Raw genomic sequence first — 23,337 nt, 5'->3', positions numbered from 1 at the left:
ATCTGAAAGCACAGGCATGCACGACCGTTCCTCCCTCGCCCGTCTTCGCGTCGACCGCTTCGTCGCCGAGCGGCTCCGACCGCACGTGTACCGCGCGTCGGCTCCCCTGCAGGCGACCCGATGGGATGCCGCCGACGAGCCCGTCCCGTTCGACACCGCCGCGGCGGGCTCGTACACCCCCATCGCGACCGGCGACCTGTGGGGCCGCCCGTGGGGCACCACGTGGTTCCGCGTCCAGGGCGCCGTGCCCGCGGAATGGCGCGACGCGGGCGGCGCGCTGCCGCCGCGCACGCGCCCCGAGATCGTCGTCGATCTCGGGTTCACGCAGGGGCAGCCCGGCTTCCAGTGCGAGGCCATGGTGTGGAGCACCGAGGGCAACCCGGTGCGCGGCATCGAGCCGCTCAACAACGCCGTGGCCGAGGCCGTCGATGCGGCGGGCGTCATCGACGTGTACATCGAGGCGGCCTCGAACCCCGACGTGGGGAGCCTCTTCACCTTCGCTCCGACGCCGGTCGGCGACCGCGCGACCGCGGGCACCGACCCGATCTACACACTGCGGCACCTGGACGTGCGGCTGCGCGACCTCGAGGTCGCCGACCTGCTCGCCGACACGCTCGCACTGCGGGGCCTCGCCGGCGAGCTCGACGAGGGGTCACCGCGACGGGCCGACATCCTTCTCGCGCTCGAGCGCATGATCGACACCGTCGACCCCGACGACGTCGCCGGGACCGCGGCCGCCGGCCGTGCCGTGCTCGCGCCGGTGCTCGCGAGTCCCGCGGCGGCGTCCGCCCACACGCTGCACGCCGTGGGCCACGCGCACATCGACTCGGCGTGGCTGTGGCCGGTGCGCGAGACCGTCCGCAAGGTGTCGCGGACATTCTCCAACGTGCTGTCGCTCATGGACGAGGACCCCGACTTCGTGTTCGTCGCCTCCAGCGCGCAGCAGTACGCGTGGATCAAAGAGGTGTACCCCGACCTGTTCGAGCGCATCCGGGCGCGGGTCAAGGAGGGCCGGTTCATCCCCGTCGGCAGCATGTGGGTCGAGTCCGACACGAACATGCCCGGCTCCGAGGCGATGGCGCGCCAGTTCGTCGCGGGCAAGTCGTTCTTCCTGCGCGAGTTCGACCTCGACACCCCCGAGGTGTGGCTGCCCGACTCGTTCGGCTACTCGGGCGCGCTGCCGCAGATCGCGAAGGCCGCGGGGGCGCGCTGGTTCCTGACGCAGAAGATCTCGTGGAACGAGACGAACCGGATGCCGCACCACACGTTCCTGTGGGAGGGCATCGACGGCACGCGCCTGTTCACGCACTTCCCGCCCGTCGACACGTACAACTCGCGCGTCACGGCCGACGAACTCGCCCACGCGGAGCGCAACTTCGCCGACAAGGGCCGCGGCACGGTGTCGCTCCTCCCCTACGGCTACGGCGACGGCGGCGGCGGACCCACCCGCGAGATGACGGCCGCCGTCGCGCGCACCGGATCGCTGGAGGGATCGCCGCGCGTCGAGCACAGCACGCCGCGTCGGTTCTTCGAGACGGCGGAGGCCGAGTACCCGCACCCCGAGGTGTGGTCGGGAGAGCTCTACCTCGAGTTCCACCGCGGCACGTACACCAGCCAGCTCAACACGAAGCAGGGCAACCGGCGCAGCGAGCACCTGCTGCGAGAGGCGGAGCTGTGGGCGGCGACGGCGAGTGTGCGGTGCGGCATCCCGTATCCGGCCGAGCGGATCCAGCGCGCCTGGGAGACGGTGCTGCTGCAGCAGTTCCACGACATCCTGCCCGGCTCGTCGATCGCGTGGGTGTACCAGGACGCCGAGCGCAACTACGCGTGGGTGGCGCAGGAGCTCGAAGAGATCATCGGCGACAGCCTTCGAGCGCTCGCGGGGTCCGGCGACCGCACGCTGGTCGCCAACGCCGCGCCGCACGACCGCGGCGGTGTGATCGCACTGGGCGCAGGGCCGGACGCCGGATCCGCCGACGTCGCCCCTGTCGCCGCGGGCACCGGGTGGGTGCTCGACAACGGCATCGTGCGCGCGACGATCGACGAGCGTGGGCTCGTGGTATCGGCCGTCGACGTCGCGTCGGGACGCGAGGTCGTGCCGCCCGGCCGTGCCGCGGGCCTGCTGCAGCTGCACCGCGACACCCCCACGCAGTGGGACGCGTGGGACGTCGACGTGCACTACCGCAACACCGTGCGCGATCTCACCGAGACCGCCTCGATCGGGGTCGAGGGGTCGGCGGTCGTCGTCGAGCGGCGGTTCGGCGGATCCACCGTGGTCGAGCGCATCAGCCTCGCCGAGGGCTCGCGCGTGGTGTCGTTCGCGTTCGAGCTGGACTGGCACGAGAAGCAGAAGCTGCTGAAGCTCGCGTTCCCGCTCGACCTGCACACGGACCGCGCCGCGTCGGAGATCCAGTTCGGCCACATCGAGCGTCCGACTCACACGAACACGTCGTGGGATGCCGCCCGCTTCGAGACCGTCGCGCACCGGTGGATCCGCGTCGCCGAGCCGGACTTCGGCGTCGCGGTGGTGAACGACTCGACGTACGGGCACGACATCACGCGGGAACAGCGCGACGAGCGCGGCGGCACCATCACGATCGCACGCCTGTCGCTCATCCGCGCGGCGCTGTTCCCCGACCCGACCCAGGACCAGGGCGCCCACGCGCTCCGGGTCGGGCTCGTCGTCGGCGCCGACGTGGCGCAGGCGGTGACCGAGGGCTACCGCATCAACCTGCCCGACCGGCGCGTCGCCGACGCCGCGGCCGAGGCCATCGAGCCGCTCGTCGCGGTCGACCGGCCGGGTGTGGTCGTCGAGGCCGTGAAGCTCGCCGAGGACGGCAGCGGCGATGTCGTCGTGCGCCTGTACGAGGCGCTGGGCGTGCGTGCCCACGCCACGCTCACCCCGGGCTTCGCTGTCGTCGCAGCGCGGCAGGTCGACCTGCTGGAGCGGGAGGTGCCTGCCGACGGGGTGGTCGTCGAGGGCGGCGCCGTGCGCCTCGACCTGCGCCCGTTCCAGATCGTGACGCTGCGGTTCACCCGCGCGTGAGGGGGATCGCGGACTGATCCCGCAGCGTCGCACAGAACGGCCGCCCGGTGTCCGGGCGGCCGTTCTGCTGTGGGCGGAACGGGTCGCCGGGCGGCGGCATCCCGTTCTATCGTGACGCCATGGCCGAGATCATCACGCTGCCGACGAAGCCCGCGCGGCCCCGCCGCGACCCCGAGCCGCTGTGGCGCGACGCCCTCGGCGACCGGCTGCGACGCCTGCGGCACGAGCGCGGCGAGCGGCTGGCCGACACGGCCGACCGCGCCGGGGTGTCTCCGCAGTACCTCTCCGAGATCGAGCGGGGGCTCAAGGAGCCGTCGAGCGAGATGATCGCCGCCGTGGCCGGCGCCCTCGACGTGACGCTCATCGAGCTGACGACCGGCGTCGTCGACGACCTGCGCTCCCGTGCCGCGGAGCGCAGCGCCGTCGGCTGCCGCACCATGTTCGCCCTCGCCGCCTGACCGCGTCGGGCGCGTGCCCCCTGGTCGATGTCGCGAGGCGTCGCTAGCGTGGGCCGGGTGACCCCCGCAAAGGCAGAGGCCGAGATCCTCGACATCGGCGGGCACGAGGTGCGCATCTCGAGCCCGACGAAGATCGTGTTCCCCGAACCCGGTGTCACCAAGCTCGACATCGTGCGCTACTACCTGTCGGTCGCCGACGGCGCCCTGCGCGGTGCCGGCGGCAGGCCCATGGTCCTCAAGCGCTTCCCGAAGGGCATCGACGCCGAGCCGTTCTTCCAGAAGCGCGTCCCCGAGAACCACCCCGGGTTCATCGATACGGCGACCCTGCACTACGCCCGCGGCACGTCGGCCGAAGAGGCCGTGATCCGGGATGCCGCCGGCCTCGCGTGGATCGTCAACCTCGGCTGCCTCGACCTGAACCCCCACCCGGTGCGCGCGGAGGACCTCGACCATCCCGACGAGCTGCGGATCGACCTCGACCCGATGCCCGGCGTCGACTGGTCGCAGATCGTCGACGTCGCCTTCGTCGCGCGCGAGGTGCTCGACGACGTGGGACTCGTCGGCTGGCCGAAGACCAGCGGGTCTCGCGGCATCCACATCCTCGTCCGGATCGCACCCCGGTGGGACTTCCGCCAGGTGCGCCTGGCCGCCGAGACGCTCGCCCGCGAGGTCGCGAACCGGGCCCCCGGCCTGGCGACAGCGCAGTGGTGGAAGGAGGAGCGCGGCGAGAGCGTGTTCGTCGACTTCAACCAGAACGCGAAGGACCGGACCGTGGCATCCGCCTACTCGATCCGGCCGCTGCCCGACGCGCGCGTGTCGACGCCGCTCGGCTGGGACGAGGTGCGCTCGCGCCGGCCCGAGGAGTTCACGGTGCTGACGGTCCCCGCGCGGTACGCCGAGGTCGGCGACCCGCACACCGGTATCGACGAGACCGTCGGCACGCTCGACGGGCTGCTGCGCCTGGCAGACGAGCTCGGCCCCGCCGAGAAGCCGCCGCGCGCCGGCGGCGCCGACGGCCGCCGGCAATCCACCATGCCCCTCATCGAGATCGCCCGCACCAAGACGAAGTCCGAGTCGATCGCGGCGCTGGAGCAGTGGATGCGCCGGTACCCCGCGGCGAACGCGCAGCTGCACCCCGCCGACGTGCTGATCGACGGGATGCGCGGCTCGAGCTCGCTGTGGTACCGGGTGCGCGTCAACCTGCAGCACGTGGCCGAGGACGAACGCCCGCCGCAGGAGGAGCTGATCGCCGACTACGACCCCTGGGAGGGCAAGGTCTGGCCGGGCGCCCCAGGCTCCGGCGGCGGTTGAGGGAGCTGCGGCGCGACCCCGGACGCTGAGCGAGCGAGGAACGAGCGCGACGATGGAGCGCAACCCGGGCCATCCCGGCGACCCCGGCTCCTGCACCACGCTTCGTCTCGCTGGCGCTCGCTCAGCGACCGGGGGCACTGCCTGATCCCGGACGGCCGCGTCCGCGCCATCACCCCGATCCCGCACGCTGAGCAGCGACGAACGAGCGAGACGAAGCGCAACCCGGGCCATCCCGGCTCCTGCACCACGCTTCGTCTCGCTGGCGTCACCCCGATCCCGCCCGCTGAGCGAGCGACGAAGGAGCGAGACGAAGCGCAACCCGGGCCATCCCGGCGCCCCCAGCTCCTGCACCACGCTTCGTCTCGCTGGCGCTCGCTCAGCGACCGGGGGCACTGCCTGATCCCGGACGGCCGGCGACCCACCACCCCGATCCCGCACGCTGAGCAAGCGAGGAACGAGCGCGACGAAGCGCGACCCGGGCCATCCCGGCTCCTGCACCACGCTTCGTCTCGCTGGCGCTCGCTCAGCGACCGGGGGCACTGCCTGATCCCGGACGCCCGGCGACCCACCACCCCGACCCCGCACGCTGAGCAAGCGACGAACGAGCGAGACGAAGCGCAACCCCGGCGACCCCGGCTCCTGCACCACGCTTCGTCTCGCTAGCGCTCGCTCAGCGACCGGGGGCACTGCCTGATCCCGGACGGCCGGCGACCCACCACCCCGATCCCGGACGCTGAGCGAGCGAGGAACGAGCGAGACGAAGCGCAACCCGGGCCATCCCGGCGACCCCGGCTGCATCAGGCGGCGAACGAGGGCGCCCGCTCCAGCACGTGGTCGGCAAGGCCGTAGGCGACGGCGTCGGAGGCGGTGAAGACGCGGTCACGGTCGGTGTCGGCGCGCAGCTGCGCGGCCTCCTTGCCGGTGTGGCGCGCGAGGATCTCCTCGACCTCGCCACGCACGCGCACCAGCTCGTCGGCCTGCAGGATGAGGTCGGGGATCGCGCCCCTGCCCTGCCCTGCAGGCTGGTGCAGCACGACGCGCGCGTGCGGAAGCACCGAGCGCTTCCCGGCGGCGCCGGCGGCGAGCATGATCGCCCCGACGCCGATCGCCTGGCCGACGACGGTGGTGGCGACGTCTGGCCGCACGTGCTGCATCGTGTCGTACACGGCGAGCATCGCCGACGGGTCGCCGCCCTCGCAGTTGATGTAGAGCTGGATGTCGCGTTCGGGGCTGTCGGCGTCGAGGTGCAGCAGCTGCGCGATCAGCGCGTTCGCGACGCCCGCGTCGATGCCCGTGCCGAGGTACACGACCCGCTCGGCGAGCAGGTGCGAGTAGACGTCCATGATGCGGTCGCCCCTGGGATGCTGTGCGACGACGTTGGGGATCGTGTACCCGCTCATGCCGCGACCTCCGCCCCGACTCCGAGTCCCGCCGGTCGTCGGCGTCGCGGCACGACCTGGGCGAAGTCGTCGACGATGGCGTCGATGAACCCGTAGTCGCGCGCCTGCTCGGCGGTGTACCAGCGGTCGTGGAGCGAGTCCTCGAAGATGCGGTCGATCGGCTGCCCGGTGTCGTGCGACACGATGCCGAGCACGGTGTCACGCGTGAAGCGGAGGTCGTCGGCCTGCACCTCGACGTCGACGGCGGAGCCGCCGATGCCCGCCGAACCCTGGTGCATGAGGATGCGCGCGTGCGGCAGCGCGCGCCGTTTGCCCGGAGTTCCCGCCGACAGCAGGAACTGGCCCGCGCTGCACGCGAGGCCGAGCGCGAGCGTCGAGACGTCGTTGGGGATGAGGCGCATCACGTCGCGGATCGCGAGCATCGACGGCACGGAGCCGCCGGGCGAATGGATCCACAGCGCGATGTCCGCCGTCTCGTCCTGGGCCGCCAGGGCGAGCAGCTGCGTCGCGAGCAGCGTGCCGTTGTCGTCGTCGAGCGGGCCGTCGAGCACGAGCACGCGCTGCTGGAACAGCTCGCGCCGCGCCTCGGCCCCGAACTGGGGGATCTTGCCTTCGTCTGCCATGACCCCAGCCTGCGCGCGGCGCCGGGTTGCGGCATCCCTTTCCGCTCCCGGCGGCTCTGCCCACGGCGGATCGGCGGCGACCCTAGCTCGACACCTCCTGAAGGCGGACGCCCAGCTGCCCGTACCAGTCGCGGACCGCCTGCTGCTGCGCGGCGTCGCAGCTGCGGCCGTAGCCGACGCTGACGTCCCAGTACTCGTACGAGCTGACCCAGACGCGGTGGTCGAGCTTCCATCCGTCGAGGAACGTCAGCGCGAAGCAGTCGGCCATGAACTCGTCGTCGCCGCCGAAGGCCGGCAGTGCGGCCGCCGTGGCCTCGGGGTTCGTGAACTGCAGCACGTGCGCGAACTCGTGGTACGCCACCCCGATGCGCAGCTCGTCCGTCATGAAGGGCTCGCCGTTGCCGACGGCGTCGAAGTGCACGAGGTACGGGTCGTCCTCGGCGACGCATCCCAGGATGCCGTCGTCACCGGTGCCGCAGAACTGCTCGTCGACGATCGACCGGACGAACCCGCGGCCGAGCCGGTCGATGACGGACTCGTAGGCGGTGCCGGTGGCGTTCGACGCCGCCTCGGCGTCGGCAGCGCTCAGCGCCGCTTCGAGGTCCGCACGCGCAGCGTCGACCTGCTCGATGTCGCGGTTCATCGCGGTCGCGTCCCACCGATGCGTCCAGCCACGATGGGCGAAGGACTCGTAGGCGTCCCACGGAACGACCGACGCCATGAGCACGCCGTCGAAGCGGGCCGCGGTGTCCATCAGCCCCGACATCGCGGCGCCGAAGGTCTCCTTCTTCTCGATCAGCTCCTTCTGCTGCTCGATCTCGTCCTGCTGCTCGCGGATCCGGTCCTGCTGTTCGGAGATGCGGTCCTGTGCGAGGACGAACTGCACCGCACCCCACGCGCACGCCGCGACGGCGAGTGCGAGCGCCACCCCGAGGATCCAGATCGCGACGGTCGCACCCCGGGAGCGCCGCCGAGGGCCCTCGGGCAGCGCCGTCGCCACGGCCGTCGGATCGGGACTCCTGGGCGGGTCCGCGGGAACCGCGTCGTCCGCATCGTCGACGGGGACGGGTGGGTCAGGTTCCATCCGGTGATCGGCCTTTCTGGTCGGTCGCGGGTGCCGTCGGCGGGCTCGACGTCATCGTCGACGCGTCGAGGCGGTGGCGTCATCCTAACCGCCCGTCGGGGTCGGATCAGCGCGCGCGGCGCGAGGGCCGCTCGGTCGCGGCGCGCAGCGCGGCGACCAACGCCGGCTGCACCGCCTCGGGTGTGAAGGCCGCCGCGACCGCGCGAGCGTGCGCCGAGAGCTCGGCGCGCCGCGCGTCGTCCCGCAGCAGGTCGATCAGCGCTCCGGCGAGCGCGTCGACGTCGCCCGGCGGGACCAGCACACCGGCATCGCCGACCGCCTCCCGCGGCCCATAGCGCACATCGGTGGACACCACCGGCAGCCCGCGGGCGAGCGCCTCGGCGATCGACAGACCCTGCCCCTCGAACGCGGTCGACGTGAGGAAGACGGACGACTGGTCGAAGGCGGCATCCCGCTCGGACGTCGCACCGTGGAGGGTGACGGATGCCGTCACGCCGAGCTCGTCGACGAGCGCTTGCAGCTCGTCGCGCAGCGGGCCGTCGCCGTACACGTCGAGGTGGGCGTCGGGCACGGCGGCGACGACGGCGGGCCACGCCCGCACGGCGAGGTCTACGCGCTTCTGCGGCGCGAGCCGGTTGAGCATGACGACGCGATGCGGGTCACGCGGTGCCGCCACCGCCGGTTCCTCGGCCGGCTCGATCGTGTTCGGCACGACGTGGAACGTGCCCGGGTCGCCGAAGCGCTCCGCGATCTCGTCGCGCTGCGCGGCCGTGGGCCACACCACGGCGTCGTAGGTGTCGAGGGTGCGCAGCCAGCGCTCCCACAGTCCGGTCACGGGCGCCGACGGGTCGTCGTGCGGCGCCGGCAGGTGCGAGTTGTGGATCGTGTGCACGAGCCGCACGCGCGGGTCGTCCCACCCGACGAGCGCCTCGCCGATCTGCCGCGACTCGCACACGACGACGAAGAGGCGCTCCGGGTCGCCGGCGACCGCACGGCGCTCGTCGGCGATCGCCTCCAGCCACGCGATGTAGAGTCCGCGGAACCCGCGCAGCACGCGGTCCCCGTCCGCCGCGTGCACGACGACGTTCGCGTCGCGCAGGTGCCACTGCGGGTCGTCTTCGAACACCGGGAGCTCCGCGATCGCCCGGCCGGCGGCATCCCGCACCGTCCGGTAGGCGACTCCCGGTGTCGGCTCGCCCGGCCGGCCCGCCCGCGCGAGCCGGTCGCCACCCGTCAGCAGTTCGTCGAACAGGTTGCGCACGCGCGACGCGTCGGGCACGTGCCCGCCGTCGACGAAGGCCTGCCGCTGCGCCGCATGAGCCTCGGGCGCCTGGCCGTCGACGCTCAGCATGAGCGGCTCGCGCGCTCCCGCGGCCTCCAGCAGGCGCAGCCTCGCCGGCACCGCGACGGCGAACCCGCCGTCGAGCCCGAGGGCGATCCGGCTGCCGAGCAGCACGTAGTCGGCGTCGGGCAGCTGCGCGTCAGAGCTCACCCGTCCATCCTCCCCTGCGACGCGTGCCGGAACGAATGGATGCCGCAAGCCAGGCTTGCGGCATCCATTCAGATCACTCCCACTCGATGGTCCCCGGGGGCTTCGACGTGACATCGAGGACGACGCGGTTGATCTCGCGCACCTCGTTGGTGATGCGGTTCGAGATCTTCGACAGCACGTCGTAGGGCAGGCGCGTCCAGTCGGCGGTCATGGCGTCCTCGGACGAGACGGGGCGCAGCACGATCGGGTGGCCGTAGGTGCGGCCGTCGCCCTGCACGCCCACCGAGCGCACGTCGGCCAGCAGCACGACCGGGCACTGCCAGATCTCGCCGTCCAGTCCCGCCTTGGTCAGCTCCTCGCGGGCGATGGCGTCGGCATCGCGCAGAATCTCGAGACGGTCAGCGGTGACCTCACCCACGATCCGGATGCCGAGGCCGGGGCCCGGAAACGGCTGACGGGCCACGATGACCTCGGGAAGCCCCAGCTCGCGGCCGATCGCGCGCACCTCGTCCTTGAACAGGGTGCGCAGCGGCTCAACGAGCTCGAACTGCAGGTCCTCCGGCAGGCCGCCGACGTTGTGGTGCGACTTGATGTTCGCGGTGCCGGTGCCGCCGCCGGACTCGACGACGTCGGGGTACAGCGTGCCCTGCACGAGGAAGCTGATCGGCTCACCCTCGGCGGCCGCCTCGGCCACGAGGTCGGCCTGCACCTTCTCGAACGCGCGGATGAACTCGCGGCCGATGATCTTGCGCTTCTGCTCGGGGTCGCTCACACCGGCCAGGGCGTTGAGGAACGTCTCGCGGGCGTCGACCGTGACCAGGCGCACACCCGTCGAGGCGACGTAATCCTGCTCGACCTGCTCGCGCTCACCCTTGCGGAGGAGCCCGTGGTCCACGAACACCGCGACGAGCTGGTCGCCGACGGCCTTGTGCACGAGCGCAGTCGAGACGGCCGAGTCGACGCCGCCCGACAGCGCCGACAGCACACGGCCGGTGCCCACCTGGGCGCGGATCTTCTCGACCTGCTCGGCGATGACGTTGCCGCTGTTCCAGTCGGCGGGCAGCCCGGCCGCCTTGTGCAGGAAGTTCTCGATGACGTTCTGGCCGTAGTCCGAGTGCTTGACCTCGGGATGCCACTGCACGCCGTACAGCCGGCGCTCGTCGCTCCCGAACGCGGCCACCGGCGTCGCACCGGTCGAGGCGAGCACCTCGAAGCCCGCGGGAGCCTTCGCGACCTGGTCGCCGTGGCTCATCCACACGTTCTGCTCGACCGGCTGGCCGCCCAGCAGCACGCCGCCGTCACCCGTGACCGCGGCATCCGTCGCGCCGTACTCGCGCAGCCCGGTGTTCGCCACCTCGCCGCCGAGCGCCTGCGCCATGACCTGGAAGCCGTAGCAGATGCCGAGCGTCGGCACGCCGAGGTCGAACACGCCGGAGTCGAGCGCGGGCGCTCCCTCTTCGTACACAGACGACGGACCGCCCGAGAGGATGATGCCGACGGGGTTCTTCGCCGCGATGTCTGCGGCCGTCGCGGTGTGCGGCACGATCTCGCTGTACACGCCGGCCTCGCGGACGCGGCGGGCGATCAGCTGGGCGTACTGCGCGCCGAAGTCGACGACGAGTACCGGACGCTGGTCGGTCTCAGATTGTTCGGTCAACGCTTGTTCTCCGTAGGGATGGCGTGAGTGAGGGACGAGTGCTCGGCGCGCGAGTGCAGTTCATCTGCCTCGCGCTGAGCGAGGTAGGACTTCACGTCGCGGGCGACGCGGGCCTCCATGAAGAACGACAGCAGCGGCACGATGCCGCCCGCGGCGAGCATCGCGAGGCGCCCGAGGTTCCAGCGCATGAGGCTCCACACGCGGAAGCACGAGATGAGGTAGACGACGTAGAACCAGCCGTGCGCGACCAGGATACCGAGCGACAGGTTGAACCCGTCGCCGGTGGACTCCAGGCCGGAGGCGGTCTCGACGACGGGCGCGAACCACAGGAAGCCGCCTGATCCGCCGAGGAACAGCTCGTAGCCGACGACGTACTTGACGATCATCTCGGCGACCAGCAGCAACAGCATGGTGCCCGTGATGATCGAGCAGATCTGGTAAAACTTCAGGGCTCCGCGGATCGCCGGAAAGGAAGCGAGCTTCGGGGCGCGGGGCATGACCCCCAGTCTACCCGCGCGCCGCCGCGCCCCCGCCGGGCGGTCCGCCGCCGGGCTCGGGGTCGGTGTCGTCGTCGGCGAGGTCCTCGATCTCCTTCTCCCAGGCGTCCTTCGCGAGGCGATACCAGAGGTAGAACGCGAAGCCCGCGAAGACCGCCCACTCGACCGCGTAGAAGATGTTCAGCCAGTTGACGGTCGAGCCCTCTTCGGGCGCCGGCGACGAGATGGCGTCCAGACCGCCGAGCGCATCGGTCGACGCGATGTACGGACGGTAGACGCTGAGCTCTTCGACGTCGTGCCAGCGTCCGAGCAGCGCGGCCGGCGACATGCGCGTCATCGTCTGCGGGTCGGCGCCGTGCGGTGGCAGCACCGGGCCTTCGTCGGCGATCAGGCGGCCGGTCACGTCGATCGGCTCGGCATCGGATGCCTCGGCCTCGAGTCTCTCGACGGCCGCGTGGGCGGCATCCTCGGTCTCCGCCCAGCCCAGCGCGACAGCCACCGACACCGGCCCCGCGACATCGGTCTCACCGTCGTCGAGGCGCAGCTGACCGGTCACCCAGTAGCCCTCGACGCCGTCGTTGTAGCGCGACTCCACGACGAGGAAGTCGCCGGCGACCCACGTGCCGGTCGCCTCGACGCGCTGACCGACCAGTGGGTCGTTGAGGTACTCGCCCGGCTGCGCCACGTCGCCGATCGGGCGCACCTCTTCGGTGGCCCCCGGAGGGTTGGGGTTCACCTGGACGGCGCGGGCGAGCTGCCACTGCCCGAGCCACGCGAACACCCCCGCGACCAGGAGGCACAGCAGCAGCATGCCGATCCAGCGCGGCCGCACCATGACCTCGCGCAGGGTCGGCGGAAACACCTCCGTCTTGCCTTCTTCCGGTCGTTGAGCGGAGGGCGCTCCGGCGCCCGCAGGCGAAACGCTTCGGCCGTCGGCGTCGCCCGACCGATCGGGGCGTTTCGTCTCGCTCGTTCCTCGCTCGCTCAACGAGCGGGGGTCGTCGTCCGGGTCGCTCATCCCGCGGCGTACGGGGCGACGACGACCTCGACGCGCTGGAACTCCTTGAGGTCGGAGTACCCGGTCGTCGCCATCGACTTGCGCAGCGCCCCGATGATGTTCGCGGTGCCGTCGGCGACGGGCGCGGGGCCGTAGAGGATCTCTTCGAGCGACGCGACCTGGTCGACCTTGACGCGCTTGCCGCGGGGCAGCTTGGCGTGGTGCGCCTCGGGGCCCCAGTGGTAGCCGTGGCCCGGGGCGTCCGTCGCGCGCGCGAGCGCGACGCCCAGCATGACGGCGTCGGCGCCCATCGCGATCGCCTTGACGATGTCTCCCGACGTGCCCACGCCGCCGTCGGCGATGACGTGCACGTAGCGTCCGCCCGACTCGTCGAGGTAGTCGCGGCGCGCTCCGGCGACGTCAGCGACGGCCGTGGCCATCGGGGCGTGCAGGCCCAGCGTGGCGCGGGTCGTCGACGCCGCTCCCCCGCCGAACCCGACGAGCACGCCGGCAGCCCCCGTGCGCATCAGGTGCAGCGCGGCGGTGTAGGTCGACGCACCGCCGACGATCACGGGGACGTCGAGGTCGTAGATGAACTTCTTGAGGTTGAGGGGCTGGTCGACGCTCGACACGTGCTCGGCCGAAACCGTGGTGCCGCGGATCACGAACAGGTCGACGCCGGCGGCGACGACGGTCTCGTAGAGCTCCTGCGTGCGCTGCGGGGTGAGCGAGCCGGCGACGGTCACACCGGCCGCGCGGATCTCGGCGAGGCGGTCACGCACCAGCTCGGGCTTGATCGGCTCGGAGTACAGCTCCTGCATACGGCGGGTCGCGGCGGCCTTCTCGAGACCGGCGATCTCGGCGAGCAGCGGCTCCGGGTCGTCGTAGCGCGTCCACAGCCCCTCGAGGTCGAGGACGCCCAGTCCGCCGAGCTGCCCCAGCATGATCGCCGTGCGCGGGCTCACCACCGAGTCCATCGGGGCGCCCAGCACCGGGATGTCGAAGCTGAACGCGTCGATCGTCCACGTCGTCGAGACGTCCTCAGGGTTGCGCGTGCGCCTCGACGGCACCACCGCGATGTCGTCGAACGTGTAGGCGCGACGCGCGCGCTTGGCCCGGCCGAGTTCGATGTCCATGCTCACAGGTCCAGCCTACCCGTCGCCCTCGGGGCCACCCGATCCCGCGGAGCGAGGGGATGCCGCCGAGCGCGGCCGGCGGCATCCCCTCGTCTTCTCAGCGGGCGCGGACGACGCGCGTCTCGTCCCACACCGGGGCGTCGGACTCGACGACGCGGCCGTCGGAGCCGAACACGAGGAACCGGTCGAACGACTTCGCGAGCCACCGGTCGTGCGTGACGGCCAGCACCGTGCCCTCGAACCGGGCGAGCGCGTCCTGCAGCGCCTCGGCCGAGACGAGGTCGAGGTTGTCGGTCGGCTCGTCGAGGAGCAGGAGCGTCGCGCCCGAGAGCTCCAGCAGCAGGATCTGGAACCGCGCCTGCTGGCCGCCCGACAGGGTGTCGAACCGCTGCTCGGCCTGCGCGACGAGTCCGTAGCGGTCGAGCGCGCTCGACGCGGCGTCGCGCGGGAGCCCGGTCCGGGCGTCCTCGCCGCGATGCAGGATGTCCAGCAGCGTGCGGCCGTCGAACTCGGGGTGCCGGTGGGTCTGCGCGAACCAGCCCGGCACCACGCGGGCGCCGAGGATCGCACGCCCCTCGTGACCGACCGGCTCGAGTGCCGCACCGGTGGTGGTGAGGTGCCCCAGCCGTCCGTCGGGATCGGTGCCACCACGGGCGAGCAGCCGCAGGAAGTGCGACTTGCCCGACCCGTTCGAGCCCAGCACCGCGACGCGGTCGCCGAACCACACCTCGACGTCGAACGGTTTCATGAGACCGGTGAGCTCGAGCTGCTCGGCGACCACGGCGCGACGGCCGGTGCGCGCCCCGCGCAGCCGCACGTCCAGGTCCTGCTCCTTCGGGCGCTCCAGCGGGGGCCCCGCGTCCTCGAACATCCGCAGCCGCGTCTGGGCGGCCCGGTAGCGGGACGCGAAGCCGTCGTTGGCGGCGGCCTTCACCTTGAGGGCGGCGACGAGCTCCTTGAGCTTCGCGTGCTGCTCGTCCCAGCGCCGGCGCAGCTCGTCGAGCCTCGCCATGCGATCGTCACGCGCCTGGTGGTACGTGCCGAAGCCGCCGCCGTGCACCCACGCCGTACTGCCCGCGCCACCCGCCTCCAGCGTCACGATGCGGTCGGCCGCGCGTGCCAGCAGCTCGCGGTCGTGCGAGACCAGCAGCACCGTCTTCGGTGTCTCACGCAGCCGCTCCTCGAGCCACCGCTTGCCCGGCACGTCGAGGTAGTTGTCGGGCTCGTCCAGCAGCAGCACCTGGTCGGGGCCGCGCAGCAGCGCCTCCAGCGCGAGCCGCTTCTGCTCGCCGCCCGACAGCGTCGTCAGCTCGCGATAGCGAGCGCGCGCGAACGGGATGCCGAGCGCCGCGATCGTACAGGTGTCCCACACGGTCTCGTACTCGTAGCCGCCGGCCTCGGCGTAGTCGGACAGCGCTCCGGCGTAGCGCATCTGCGTGTCGAGGTCGTCGCGCTCGATGATCGCCGCCTCGGCGTCCTCCAGTTCGCGCGCCGTTCGACGGACACGGTCGGGCGCGACCGAGATGAGCAGGTCGTGCACCGTCTGGCCCGGCGCGCCGTGGCCGACGAACTGGTCCATGACGCCCAGGCCGCCGTCGATCGAGACCGCGCCCGACAATGCGGGGGTCTCGTCACGGATGATCCGCAGCAGCGTCGTCTTGCCCGCGCCGTTCTGTCCGATGAGCGCCGTCGTCGACCCCTCGCCCACCCGGAACGAGACCTCGTCGAGGAGCGGCCTGCCGTCCGGCAGAGCGTACGAGACGGCGGCGATGTCGATGTAACCCACGGGGTTCCCCTCTGCTCCGATGCGGCATCCATCGCCGGAAGGGGAGCCGACCAGACTATCCGAGTCGGACGGGATCGTGGGGCGCGCGTCTCAGGCGGCGGGCGCTGCGTACCGGCCCGACCGGATCGCGCGCTCGCGCGCCTTCGCCGCCTCGGCCTCGCGGTTCTTCGGCGGCGTCACCGCGACGAGGTCGTCGAGCAGGTGCTGCGTCAGATGGGCGATCTCGTGGACGGCGTGGTCGAACGCCTCCTGATTCGCCTTCGAGGGCTTCGTGGTGCCCGCGATCTTGCGCACGTACTGGAGCGCGGCGGCGTGGACCTCGTCCGACGTCGCGGCGGGCTCGAAGTTGTGGAGCGTGTGGATGTTCCGGCACATGCCCCCGACGATACGCCGGGCCCCGGACGCGGACCAGGGCGCGGTTAGAAGCGGTCGACGCCGCGCGGGAGCACCTCGAGCACGTGCGGCAGCTCGGTGGGGAAGCATGAGCGGAACAGCTCGGTGATCTGCGGATCTGAGCCGTAGTCGTCGACGATCCGCAGGCCGATCATGGTGCTGATGAGCATGCCCTCGGCCATGAACGCGCGCGCCTCGTCGGCCTCGAGCCCCATCTCGTCGCGGAAGAACCGCCAGACGGTCGCGAAGCCCTTGCGCGCGGCCGCGCCGATCGCGGGATGGCTGCCGAGCAGGTAGGCGTGCGCGAGCGTCTGGTGCAGGCCGCGGACCTCGATGAGGTCGACATAGGCCTGCCCGATGCGCTTGGCCGCCGCCTTCTCGGGTGTGATGTCGGGATCGTGCAGAGTCTCGTCGGCCAGCGCCGCCCGGAACCCGGAGAGCATGCGGGCCAGGGCATCCTCGATCGCGGCGAGGAACAGGTTCTCCTTCGACCCGAACAGCCGGACGACGTACGGCTGACTCACGCCGGCGGCGCGCGCGACCTCGTCGGTCGTCGCACCCTCGTATCCTCGGGCGCCGAACACGGCGAGCGCCGCCACGAGGATCTGCCGACGCCGCTCCCCCGACGACAGCCGTTTGCCCGATTCGATCGCGTCGTCGAGCGCGACGACGCCGCTGTCGCCCATAGCCGCAGAAGTCATACCCGAAGGTTATCAGCGAATGACTTGACTTTGTAATCAGTCGATTACTACATTGCTCTCTAGCAGGTAATCATCCAATTACAACCGGAGCCCTCCATGTCCGCTGCATCACCCGCCGCCGTCGCCCGACGGACGCGTCCCTTCGCCCTCGTCGTGGCCGCGGCATCCCTCCCGATGTTCATGGCCACGCTCGACAACCTCGTCATGACCAATGCGCTCCCCGTCCTCCACAGCGAGATGGGCGCGAGCGTCGAAGAGCTCCAGTGGTTCGTCAACGCCTACACGCTCGCCTTCGCGGGCTCGATCCTCATCGCCTCGGCGCTCGGCGACCGGTTCGGCCGGCGCACCGTGTTCGCGATCGGCATCGCCGTGTTCGGCGCAGGCTCGATCCTCGCCGCGCTGAGCACCGACCCGGGGCAGCTCATCGCCGCCCGGGCCGTGCAGGGAGTCGGCGGCGCCGGCGTCATGCCGCTGTCGCTGGCGCTGCTCAGCGGCGCGGTCCCGAAGGAGAGGCGCCCGCTCGCCATCGGCATCTGGGGCGGAGTGTCGGGGCTCGGCGTCGCCGTCGGGCCGCTGGTGGGCGGAGCGATCATGGAGGGCTGGAACTGGCAGGCCATCTTCTGGATCAACGTGCCCGTCGCGCTGATCGCGATCCCGCTCGCCCTCATCGTGCTGAACAACGACTTCGGGGCCCGCTCGCGCATCGACGTCCCCGGCGCCGTGCTGGCGGCCGCCGGTGTGCTGGCCCTGGTGCACGCGATCGTACGTGGCAACGACGACGGCTGGGACTCGGTCGGCGTGATCGCCGAGATCGCGCTCGGCGCCGTGCTCGTGGCCGCGTTCCTGCTCTGGCAGCTGCGCGCGAAGGCGCCGCTGGTGCCGCTGCGCCTGTTCCGCGACCGGTCGTTCTCGATCACCAACATCGTCGGCTTCGCGTTCAGCTTCGGCACGTTCGGCGCCGTGTTCATCCTCATCCAGTACCTGCAGGTGGTGCAGGGTTCCACACCGCTCGAGGCCGCCGTGCAGACCACCCCGTGGACGCTCGCCCCCATGTTCATCGCCCCGATCGCCGGCATCCTGGCACCCCGCGTGGGCACCCGCATCCTGCTCGTGCTGGGGCTCGCTCTCCAGGGGGCGGCGCTCACGTGGATCGCCGCGGTCATGTCGACCGACCTCGACTACCCGACGCTCATCGCACCGTTCGTGATGGCCGGTGTCGGCATGGCGCTCGTGTTCGCGCCGTCCGCGACCGCGCTGCTGGCGACGCTCGGCCTCATCGACCACGCGAAGGCTTCGGGAGTCAACTCGACCGTCCGCGAGCTCGGCGTCGCCCTCGGCACGGCCGTCATGACCGCGATCTTCGTCGGTGCCGGCGGAGAGCTGCTCCCCGACATGTACGTCGACGCCGCCCGCCCTGCCGTGTTCACCGGCGCCGCGGTGCTGTTCGCCGCGACGGTCGTGGCGCTCTGGCTGCCCTCGGGCAAGGCGAACGACGTCACCCCGACGACCGGTTCCGAAGCCTCCGAGCCCACCCTCGTGGAGGCGGTGCCGGCGGAGGTCTGACACCGCCGGGGGTCACCGCCCCCTCTCCGCCGACCTGACGCCGGGACCGCAGCCGCGGCCCGGCGTCAGGCGCTCCCACCGCTCGGCACGCCGCGCAGCCACCGCGTCAGCACACCGTCGAAGAAGAAGAGCAGGAATGCCGGCGACCCGATCCACGGCGCGAGCACGACCACGGCGGCCGAGATGAGCAGCGCGCTCAGCGAGCTGCGCCCGAAGGCGACGGCATCCTCCTGTGTCATGTCGGGAGCGAGCAGATCGCGGTGCCGGACGGCCCATCCCCATTGCAGCCAGCTGCACAGGATCGCCAGGAAGAAGGTCACCGGCATCGCCAGTCGTCCGGCGAGCCAGTCGGAGTACTCCGTGGTGAGGTTCGTCGCGAACGGCACGAGCACGATGAACAGCAGACGTGCGTTGTTGAGCCAGACGGTCGTCGCATCCACCCGGGCGACGTGCTCGAACTGCTGCACATGCACCATCCACATGAGGCACAGCAGGCCGAAGCTCAGCGCGAAGTTGAGGAACAGCTCCCACATGCCGCCCAGGGCGGCCCACATCTGCGCTTCCGACTTCACCGCGCCGAGCGAATGCTGCGTGAGGTCGAGGACGAGGAGCGTCGCCGCGATCGCGAAGACGCCATCGGTGAAGGCCTCGAGGCGCGTGGTGCGCTGCGTCGCCCGAGGATGCCGCCGCTGCCTGATCATGGCGCCAGGGTAGCGACCCCGCGTCACACTCCGTCACCACGCGGCTCGCACAATGCGCCCGCGCCAGAATGGGACACAGGCCGGATGCCGCCGTCGCACGCCCGGACGCAGACCGTCGCGCCGCTGCCGGCGCCGAATCCGGGAGAGACCCATGACCGAGCACGTTCCCGTCGTCGTCGTCGGCGCCGGCGCGATGGGGCTGGCCACCACATGGCAGCTCGCGCGCCGCGGCCATCACGTGGTCGCCCTGGAGCGCTTCGCACGCGGCCACACCCGCGGCGCGTCGCACGGCGCGACCCGCAACTTCAACAACGCGTACGGCGACGCCCACTACCTCGACCTGCTGGGACTCGCCCGGCGGGAGTGGGACGAACTGTCGCGCACCACAGGCGAGTCCCTGCTGCGGCTGCACGGCCTCGTGTCGCACGGAGATCCGCGCCGCATCGACGGCGTGCACGGCGCCCTGACGGCCCGCGGCGAGCGCGTGGAGATGCTCACCGCGGGCGAGGCCACGCGGCGCTGGAGCGGCATGCGGTTCGACGGCGATGTGCTGTTCGCCCGCGACGCCGGGGTCGTGCGCGCCGCCGCAGCGCTGCAGGCTCTCGAGCAGGGCGCACAGTCGCACGGCGCCGACATCCGGTTCGAGCACACGGTCACCGCGATCGACGAGGCACCCGACGGCGTGAGGATCACGGTCGAGGCCGGCGGCGAGCACCACGACCTCGTCGCCGACACGGTCGTGGTGACGGCCGGGGCATGGACCGCCGGCATCCTTCCGGGCTCCTTCCCGCTCCCCCGCCTCACCGTCACCGAGGAGAGCCCGGCCCACTTCATCCCGCGCTCACCCGAGTCCGCATGGCCCTCGTTCAACCACTTCGCCGACCCGCGCAGCGGCCCGATCGGCAACGTCTACGGCATGCCGACCCCTGGCGAGGGCGTCAAGGTGGGGTTCCACATGGTCGGCCCCGTCGTGGATCCCGACGCCCGCACCTTCCGCCCCGTGCCCGAGCAGGCCGCGCGACTGCGCGGCTACGTCGCCGAGTGGTTCCCGGGGCTCGACCCCGACAGCGCCGTGCCCGTCAGCTGCACCTACACCTCGACCGACACCGAGGACTTCGTGCTCGATCGCCGCGGCCGGATCGTGGTCGGCGCCGGGTTCTCGGGCCACGGCTTCAAGTTCACGCCCGCGGTGGGTTCGGTGCTGGCCGATCTCGCCACGGACGACTCCGCGCGCGCGGCCGCCCCGTTCCACCTTGCCTGATCGCCGCGGGTCCGATGACGAAGAGCGGATGCCGTCACGCCCGGTGGGCGTGACGGCATCCGCTCCGGTGCTGGACTACTTCTTGTAGTTGGGGGCCTCGACGACGATCTGCACGTCGTGGGGGTGCGACTCCTTGAGGCCGGCGGCCGTGATGCGCACGAACTTGCCCTTGGCCTTGAGTTCTTCGACGGTCCGGGCGCCGACGTAGAACATCGACTGACGCAGGCCGCCGACGAGCTGGTAGGCGACCGCGGACACGGGGCCGCGGTACGCGACCTGGCCCTCGATGCCCTCGGGGATCAGCTTGTCGTCCGAGGGGACGTCGGCCTGGAAGTAGCGGTCCTTGGAGTACGACGTCTTCTTGCCGCGCGTCTGCAGAGCGCCCAGCGAACCCATGCCGCGGTACTGCTTGAACTGCTTGCCGCCCTGGAAGACGATCTCGCCCGGCGACTCGTCGGTGCCGGCGAGGAGCGAGCCGAGCATGACCGTGTCGGCACCGGCGACGAGCGCCTTGGCGATGTCGCCCGAGTACTGCAGGCCGCCGTCGGCGATGACGGGCACGCCCGCCTCGCGGGCCGCGAGCGACGCCTCGTAGATCGCGGTGACCTGGGGCACGCCGACGCCCGCGACGACGCGGGTCGTGCAGATCGAGCCCGGGCCGACACCGACCTTGACGGCGTCCACACCGGCGTCGATGAGTGCCTGGGCGCCCTCGCGGGTCGCGACATTGCCGCCGATGATGTCGATGTGGGCGAACGACTCGTCGCCCTTGAGGCGGCGGACCATGTCGATGACGCCGGCCGACTGGCCGTTCGCGGTGTCGACGACGATGACGTCCACGCCCGCGTCGCGGAGCGCCTCGGCACGCTGCCACGCGTCGCCGAAGAAGCCGATGGCGGCGCCGACGCGCAGGCGGCCCTGCTCGTCCTTGGTGGCGAGCGGGTACTTCTCGCTCTTGTCGAAGTCCTTGATGGTGATGAGACCGGCGAGCGTGCCGTCCTGGTCGATGAGCGGCAGCTTCTCGACGCGGTGCTGCGCGAACAGCGCGATCACCTCGCCGGCGCTGATGCCGACGCGGCCCGTCACGAGGTTCTCCGTCGTCATGACGTCGCGGACCTTCGTGGTCTGGCGCTCGAAGCCCGACACGAACCGCATGTCGCGGTTGGTCACGATGCCCACGAGGTGGTTGTCGGCGTCCACGACCGGCAGACCCGAGATGCGGTACTGCGCGCACAGCGAGTCGACCTCTTCGATCGTCGCGTCGGGCGTCGTGGTGATCGGGTCGGTGATCATGCCCGACTCGCTGCGCTTGACGCGGTCGACCATCGAGGCCTGGTCCTCGATGGAGAGGTTTCGGTGGATGATGCCGATGCCGCCCTCGCGAGCGATCGCGATCGCGAGCCGGGCCTCGGTGACCGTGTCCATGGCGGCCGACAGCAGCGGCGTGGCGACCGTGATGCGCCGGCTGAGTCGCGACGACGTGTCTGCCTCGCTCGGGATCACGTCGGTGTGACCGGGCAGCAGCAGCACATCGTCGTAGGTCAGTCCGACGAAGCCGAAGGGGTCGTTGTGCTCCATGGGGTCTCCTCGCGCGCGGCGCGTTCAGTTGAGGGTTGGACGGCGACGGCCGGCGCGCTTGTGACGCTCCGTACTCGATTCTAAGCGCGCGAGAGGGCCGTTTTGTTCCCACAGAAACGGCACGCGCGGGGCGCGCGCGAGGCCGTTGTCCGGTCCGATTTCGATCGGATCACGTATCCACATGTGACCGTAGGCGAAACAGCGGCGACACATTACAGTCGTAGCGTCGCCATCACGGCCGATGCGACCCGAGCTTCGGTGTCCGCGTGGTGGCGAACTGGAGGTTCTGTGGGTCCCACGAATGCGTCCGCGACCAGAAGTCGCCATTGGATCGTCGTGCTCTTCGGACTGCTGCTGGCTGCAGGCATGGTGTTCCTGTCCTCTCCGGGTGGCGCATTCGCCGCCGAAGCACCCGACACCCCGGGTGGCGACCAGGAGAAGACCGACTTCTACTTCGGCGGCATCATCACCTATGACGACGAGCCTGTCGCCGGCGTCACCATGACCATCGAGGGCGGCGGCTTCAAGGCCGAGACCGTGACCGACGCCGAGGGCAAGTGGCGTCTGTACGTGCCCGAGAAGGACGACTACGTCCTGACGGTCGACGAGGACACGCTGCCCGACGGGGTCATCGTCGACCCCACGCAGCTGCCCGAGGGCATCCAGCCGAAGCAGGGGACGACGGCGTCCTTCGACGTGACGTTCGGCCTCACCGGGTCGAAGATCGTCAACCTGTTCCTCGGCGAAGGCGAACGCGTCACCACGTCCTTCATCGACCAGCTCATCGAGCGCCTGATGAACGGCCTCAACTTCGGCCTCCTGCTCGCGCTGGCCTCCGTCGGCGTCTCGCTGATCTACGGCACCACCGGCCTCAGCAACTTCGCGCACGGCGAGATGCTGACGTTCGGCGCCGTGATCGCGCTCGTCTTCGGCGTGTGGCTGCAGATCCCGATGTGGCTCACGATCCCGATCGTCATCGTCTTCGGCGCGGCACTGGGCTGGTCGCTCGACGCCGGCTTGTGGAGACCCCTGCGCCGAAAAGGCCTGGGCCTCGTGCAGCTCATGATCGTGAGCATCGGCCTGTCGCTGGCCGGGCGCTACGTGTTCCAGTACTTCATCGGCGGCGGCACCTACCAGCTGCCCGGCGCCGGCGCACCGCGCGACATCACGTTCGGACCGATCGCGCTCTCGTGGATCGACATCGTGTCGATGGGCACCAGCATCGTCCTCCTCGTCGCCGTCGCGTTCTGGCTGCTGCGGACCCGCGTCGGCAAGGCCACGCGCGCCATCAGCGACAACCCCGGCCTCGCCGCGGCTTCCGGCATCAACGTCGACAGGGTGATCCGCATCGTCTGGATCCTCGCCGCGACCCTCGCCGCGGTCGCCGGCGTGCTGTGGGCGTACTTCCGCCCGGGCGTGAAGTGGGACATGGGTGTGCAGGTGCTGCTGCTCATCTTCGCCGCGGTCACCCTCGGCGGCCTCGGAACCGCGTTCGGCGCACTGATCGGCTCGCTGATCGTCGGCATCCTGGTCGAGATCTCGACCCTCTGGATCCCGCCGGACATGAAGTACGTCGGCGCCCTCGCCGCACTGATCGTGATCCTGCTCGTGAGACCCCAGGGCATCTTGGGCCGGAAAGAGAGGCTCGGCTAG

General features: G+C 71.3%; 19 protein-coding genes. 6 read left to right on the top strand and 13 right to left on the bottom strand.

Annotation, left to right across the window (positions count from 1 at the left end; genetic code table 11):
- Window positions 1–16: 16 nt before the first annotated feature.
- The 3 genes from ACFWJ8_RS12710 to ligD all read left to right on the top strand — a co-directional run bounded on the left by ACFWJ8_RS12710 (window position 17) and on the right by ligD (window position 4,815).
- Window positions 17–3,046 (top strand): alpha-mannosidase, encoded by a 3,030-nt coding sequence (locus tag ACFWJ8_RS12710; RefSeq protein WP_378811823.1) that lies wholly within the window; start codon window positions 17–19, stop codon window positions 3,044–3,046.
- A gap of 119 nt (window positions 3,047–3,165) precedes the next feature.
- A complete protein-coding gene (locus tag ACFWJ8_RS12705) occupies window positions 3,166–3,504 on the top strand; it encodes a helix-turn-helix domain-containing protein (protein ID WP_378811821.1) in 339 nt (112 codons plus the stop codon).
- Window positions 3,505–3,561: 57 nt separating this feature from the next.
- On the top strand, window positions 3,562–4,815 hold the full coding sequence (gene ligD / locus ACFWJ8_RS12700) for a non-homologous end-joining DNA ligase (protein WP_378811820.1): 1,254 nt from the start codon (window positions 3,562–3,564) through the stop codon (window positions 4,813–4,815).
- A 797-nt stretch (window positions 4,816–5,612) separates the two neighbouring features.
- On the opposite strand, the gene ACFWJ8_RS12695 is transcribed toward ligD, so the two are convergent.
- From ACFWJ8_RS12695 to ACFWJ8_RS12645, 11 genes are all read right to left on the bottom strand, one after another.
- On the bottom strand, window positions 5,613–6,215 hold the full coding sequence (locus tag ACFWJ8_RS12695; protein WP_378811819.1) for a ClpP family protease: 603 nt from the start codon (window positions 6,213–6,215) through the stop codon (window positions 5,613–5,615).
- Window positions 6,212–6,838: a ClpP family protease gene (locus ACFWJ8_RS12690; RefSeq protein ID WP_378811817.1), complete on the bottom strand. Its 627-nt coding sequence runs from the start codon at window positions 6,836–6,838 to the stop codon at window positions 6,212–6,214. Before ACFWJ8_RS12690 ends, ACFWJ8_RS12695 begins: the two co-directional genes overlap by 4 nt.
- Window positions 6,839–6,920: 82 nt before the next feature.
- Complete coding sequence (locus ACFWJ8_RS12685; RefSeq protein ID WP_378811815.1) at window positions 6,921–7,922, bottom strand: hypothetical protein; 1,002 nt, start codon at window positions 7,920–7,922, stop codon at window positions 6,921–6,923.
- Window positions 7,923–8,028: 106 nt separating this feature from the next.
- The gene (locus ACFWJ8_RS12680; protein ID WP_378811814.1) at window positions 8,029–9,414 is read right to left on the bottom strand and encodes a glycosyltransferase; all 1,386 of its coding nucleotides are present in this window, start codon (window positions 9,412–9,414) and stop codon (window positions 8,029–8,031) included.
- Between the two features lie 73 nt (window positions 9,415–9,487).
- Window positions 9,488–11,071: a glutamine-hydrolyzing GMP synthase gene (gene guaA, locus ACFWJ8_RS12675; protein WP_378811813.1), complete on the bottom strand. Its 1,584-nt coding sequence runs from the start codon at window positions 11,069–11,071 to the stop codon at window positions 9,488–9,490.
- The gene (locus ACFWJ8_RS12670; RefSeq protein WP_378811811.1) at window positions 11,068–11,568 is read right to left on the bottom strand and encodes a DUF3817 domain-containing protein; all 501 of its coding nucleotides are present in this window, start codon (window positions 11,566–11,568) and stop codon (window positions 11,068–11,070) included. The genes guaA and ACFWJ8_RS12670 overlap by 4 nt, the downstream gene beginning before the upstream one ends.
- A 10-nt stretch (window positions 11,569–11,578) precedes the next feature.
- Complete coding sequence (locus tag ACFWJ8_RS12665; protein WP_378812038.1) at window positions 11,579–12,403, bottom strand: SURF1 family protein; 825 nt, start codon at window positions 12,401–12,403, stop codon at window positions 11,579–11,581.
- A gap of 179 nt (window positions 12,404–12,582) precedes the next feature.
- Complete coding sequence (locus tag ACFWJ8_RS12660) at window positions 12,583–13,701, bottom strand: GuaB3 family IMP dehydrogenase-related protein (RefSeq protein WP_378812036.1); 1,119 nt, start codon at window positions 13,699–13,701, stop codon at window positions 12,583–12,585.
- Window positions 13,702–13,798: 97 nt separating this feature from the next.
- A complete protein-coding gene (locus ACFWJ8_RS12655; protein WP_378811810.1) occupies window positions 13,799–15,487 on the bottom strand; it encodes an ABC-F family ATP-binding cassette domain-containing protein in 1,689 nt (562 codons plus the stop codon).
- A 90-nt stretch (window positions 15,488–15,577) separates the two neighbouring features.
- Window positions 15,578–15,862: a DUF2277 domain-containing protein gene (locus ACFWJ8_RS12650; protein ID WP_378811808.1), complete on the bottom strand. Its 285-nt coding sequence runs from the start codon at window positions 15,860–15,862 to the stop codon at window positions 15,578–15,580.
- Window positions 15,863–15,906: 44 nt separating this feature from the next.
- The gene (locus tag ACFWJ8_RS12645) at window positions 15,907–16,581 is read right to left on the bottom strand and encodes a TetR/AcrR family transcriptional regulator (RefSeq protein WP_378811806.1); all 675 of its coding nucleotides are present in this window, start codon (window positions 16,579–16,581) and stop codon (window positions 15,907–15,909) included.
- Window positions 16,582–16,677: 96 nt separating this feature from the next.
- Between ACFWJ8_RS12645 and ACFWJ8_RS12640 the strand changes: the two genes are divergently transcribed.
- A complete protein-coding gene (locus ACFWJ8_RS12640) occupies window positions 16,678–18,144 on the top strand; it encodes an MFS transporter (RefSeq protein ID WP_378811804.1) in 1,467 nt (488 codons plus the stop codon).
- Window positions 18,145–18,209: 65 nt separating this feature from the next.
- On the opposite strand, the gene ACFWJ8_RS12635 is transcribed toward ACFWJ8_RS12640, so the two are convergent.
- Window positions 18,210–18,845, bottom strand: coding sequence for a TMEM175 family protein (locus ACFWJ8_RS12635; RefSeq protein ID WP_378811803.1), 636 nt, complete (start codon window positions 18,843–18,845; stop codon window positions 18,210–18,212).
- Window positions 18,846–18,996: 151 nt separating this feature from the next.
- On the opposite strand from ACFWJ8_RS12635, the gene ACFWJ8_RS12630 reads away from it, so the two are divergent.
- On the top strand, window positions 18,997–20,106 hold the full coding sequence (locus ACFWJ8_RS12630; RefSeq protein ID WP_378811801.1) for an FAD-dependent oxidoreductase: 1,110 nt from the start codon (window positions 18,997–18,999) through the stop codon (window positions 20,104–20,106).
- A gap of 75 nt (window positions 20,107–20,181) precedes the next feature.
- On the opposite strand, the gene guaB is transcribed toward ACFWJ8_RS12630, so the two are convergent.
- Window positions 20,182–21,684, bottom strand: a complete 1,503-nt coding sequence (gene guaB / locus ACFWJ8_RS12625; RefSeq protein WP_378811799.1) for an IMP dehydrogenase — start codon at window positions 21,682–21,684, stop codon at window positions 20,182–20,184.
- Window positions 21,685–22,020: 336 nt separating this feature from the next.
- Between guaB and ACFWJ8_RS12620 the strand changes: the two genes are divergently transcribed.
- On the top strand, window positions 22,021–23,337 hold the full coding sequence (locus ACFWJ8_RS12620; RefSeq protein WP_378811797.1) for a branched-chain amino acid ABC transporter permease: 1,317 nt from the start codon (window positions 22,021–22,023) through the stop codon (window positions 23,335–23,337).

It is taken from the genome of Microbacterium sp. NPDC058389 (assembly GCF_042722305.1).
GTDB lineage: Bacteria > Actinomycetota > Actinomycetes > Actinomycetales > Microbacteriaceae > Microbacterium.
Note: the sequence above shows the minus strand (reverse complement) of the source record. Positions and strands in the feature narration are given on the sequence as shown.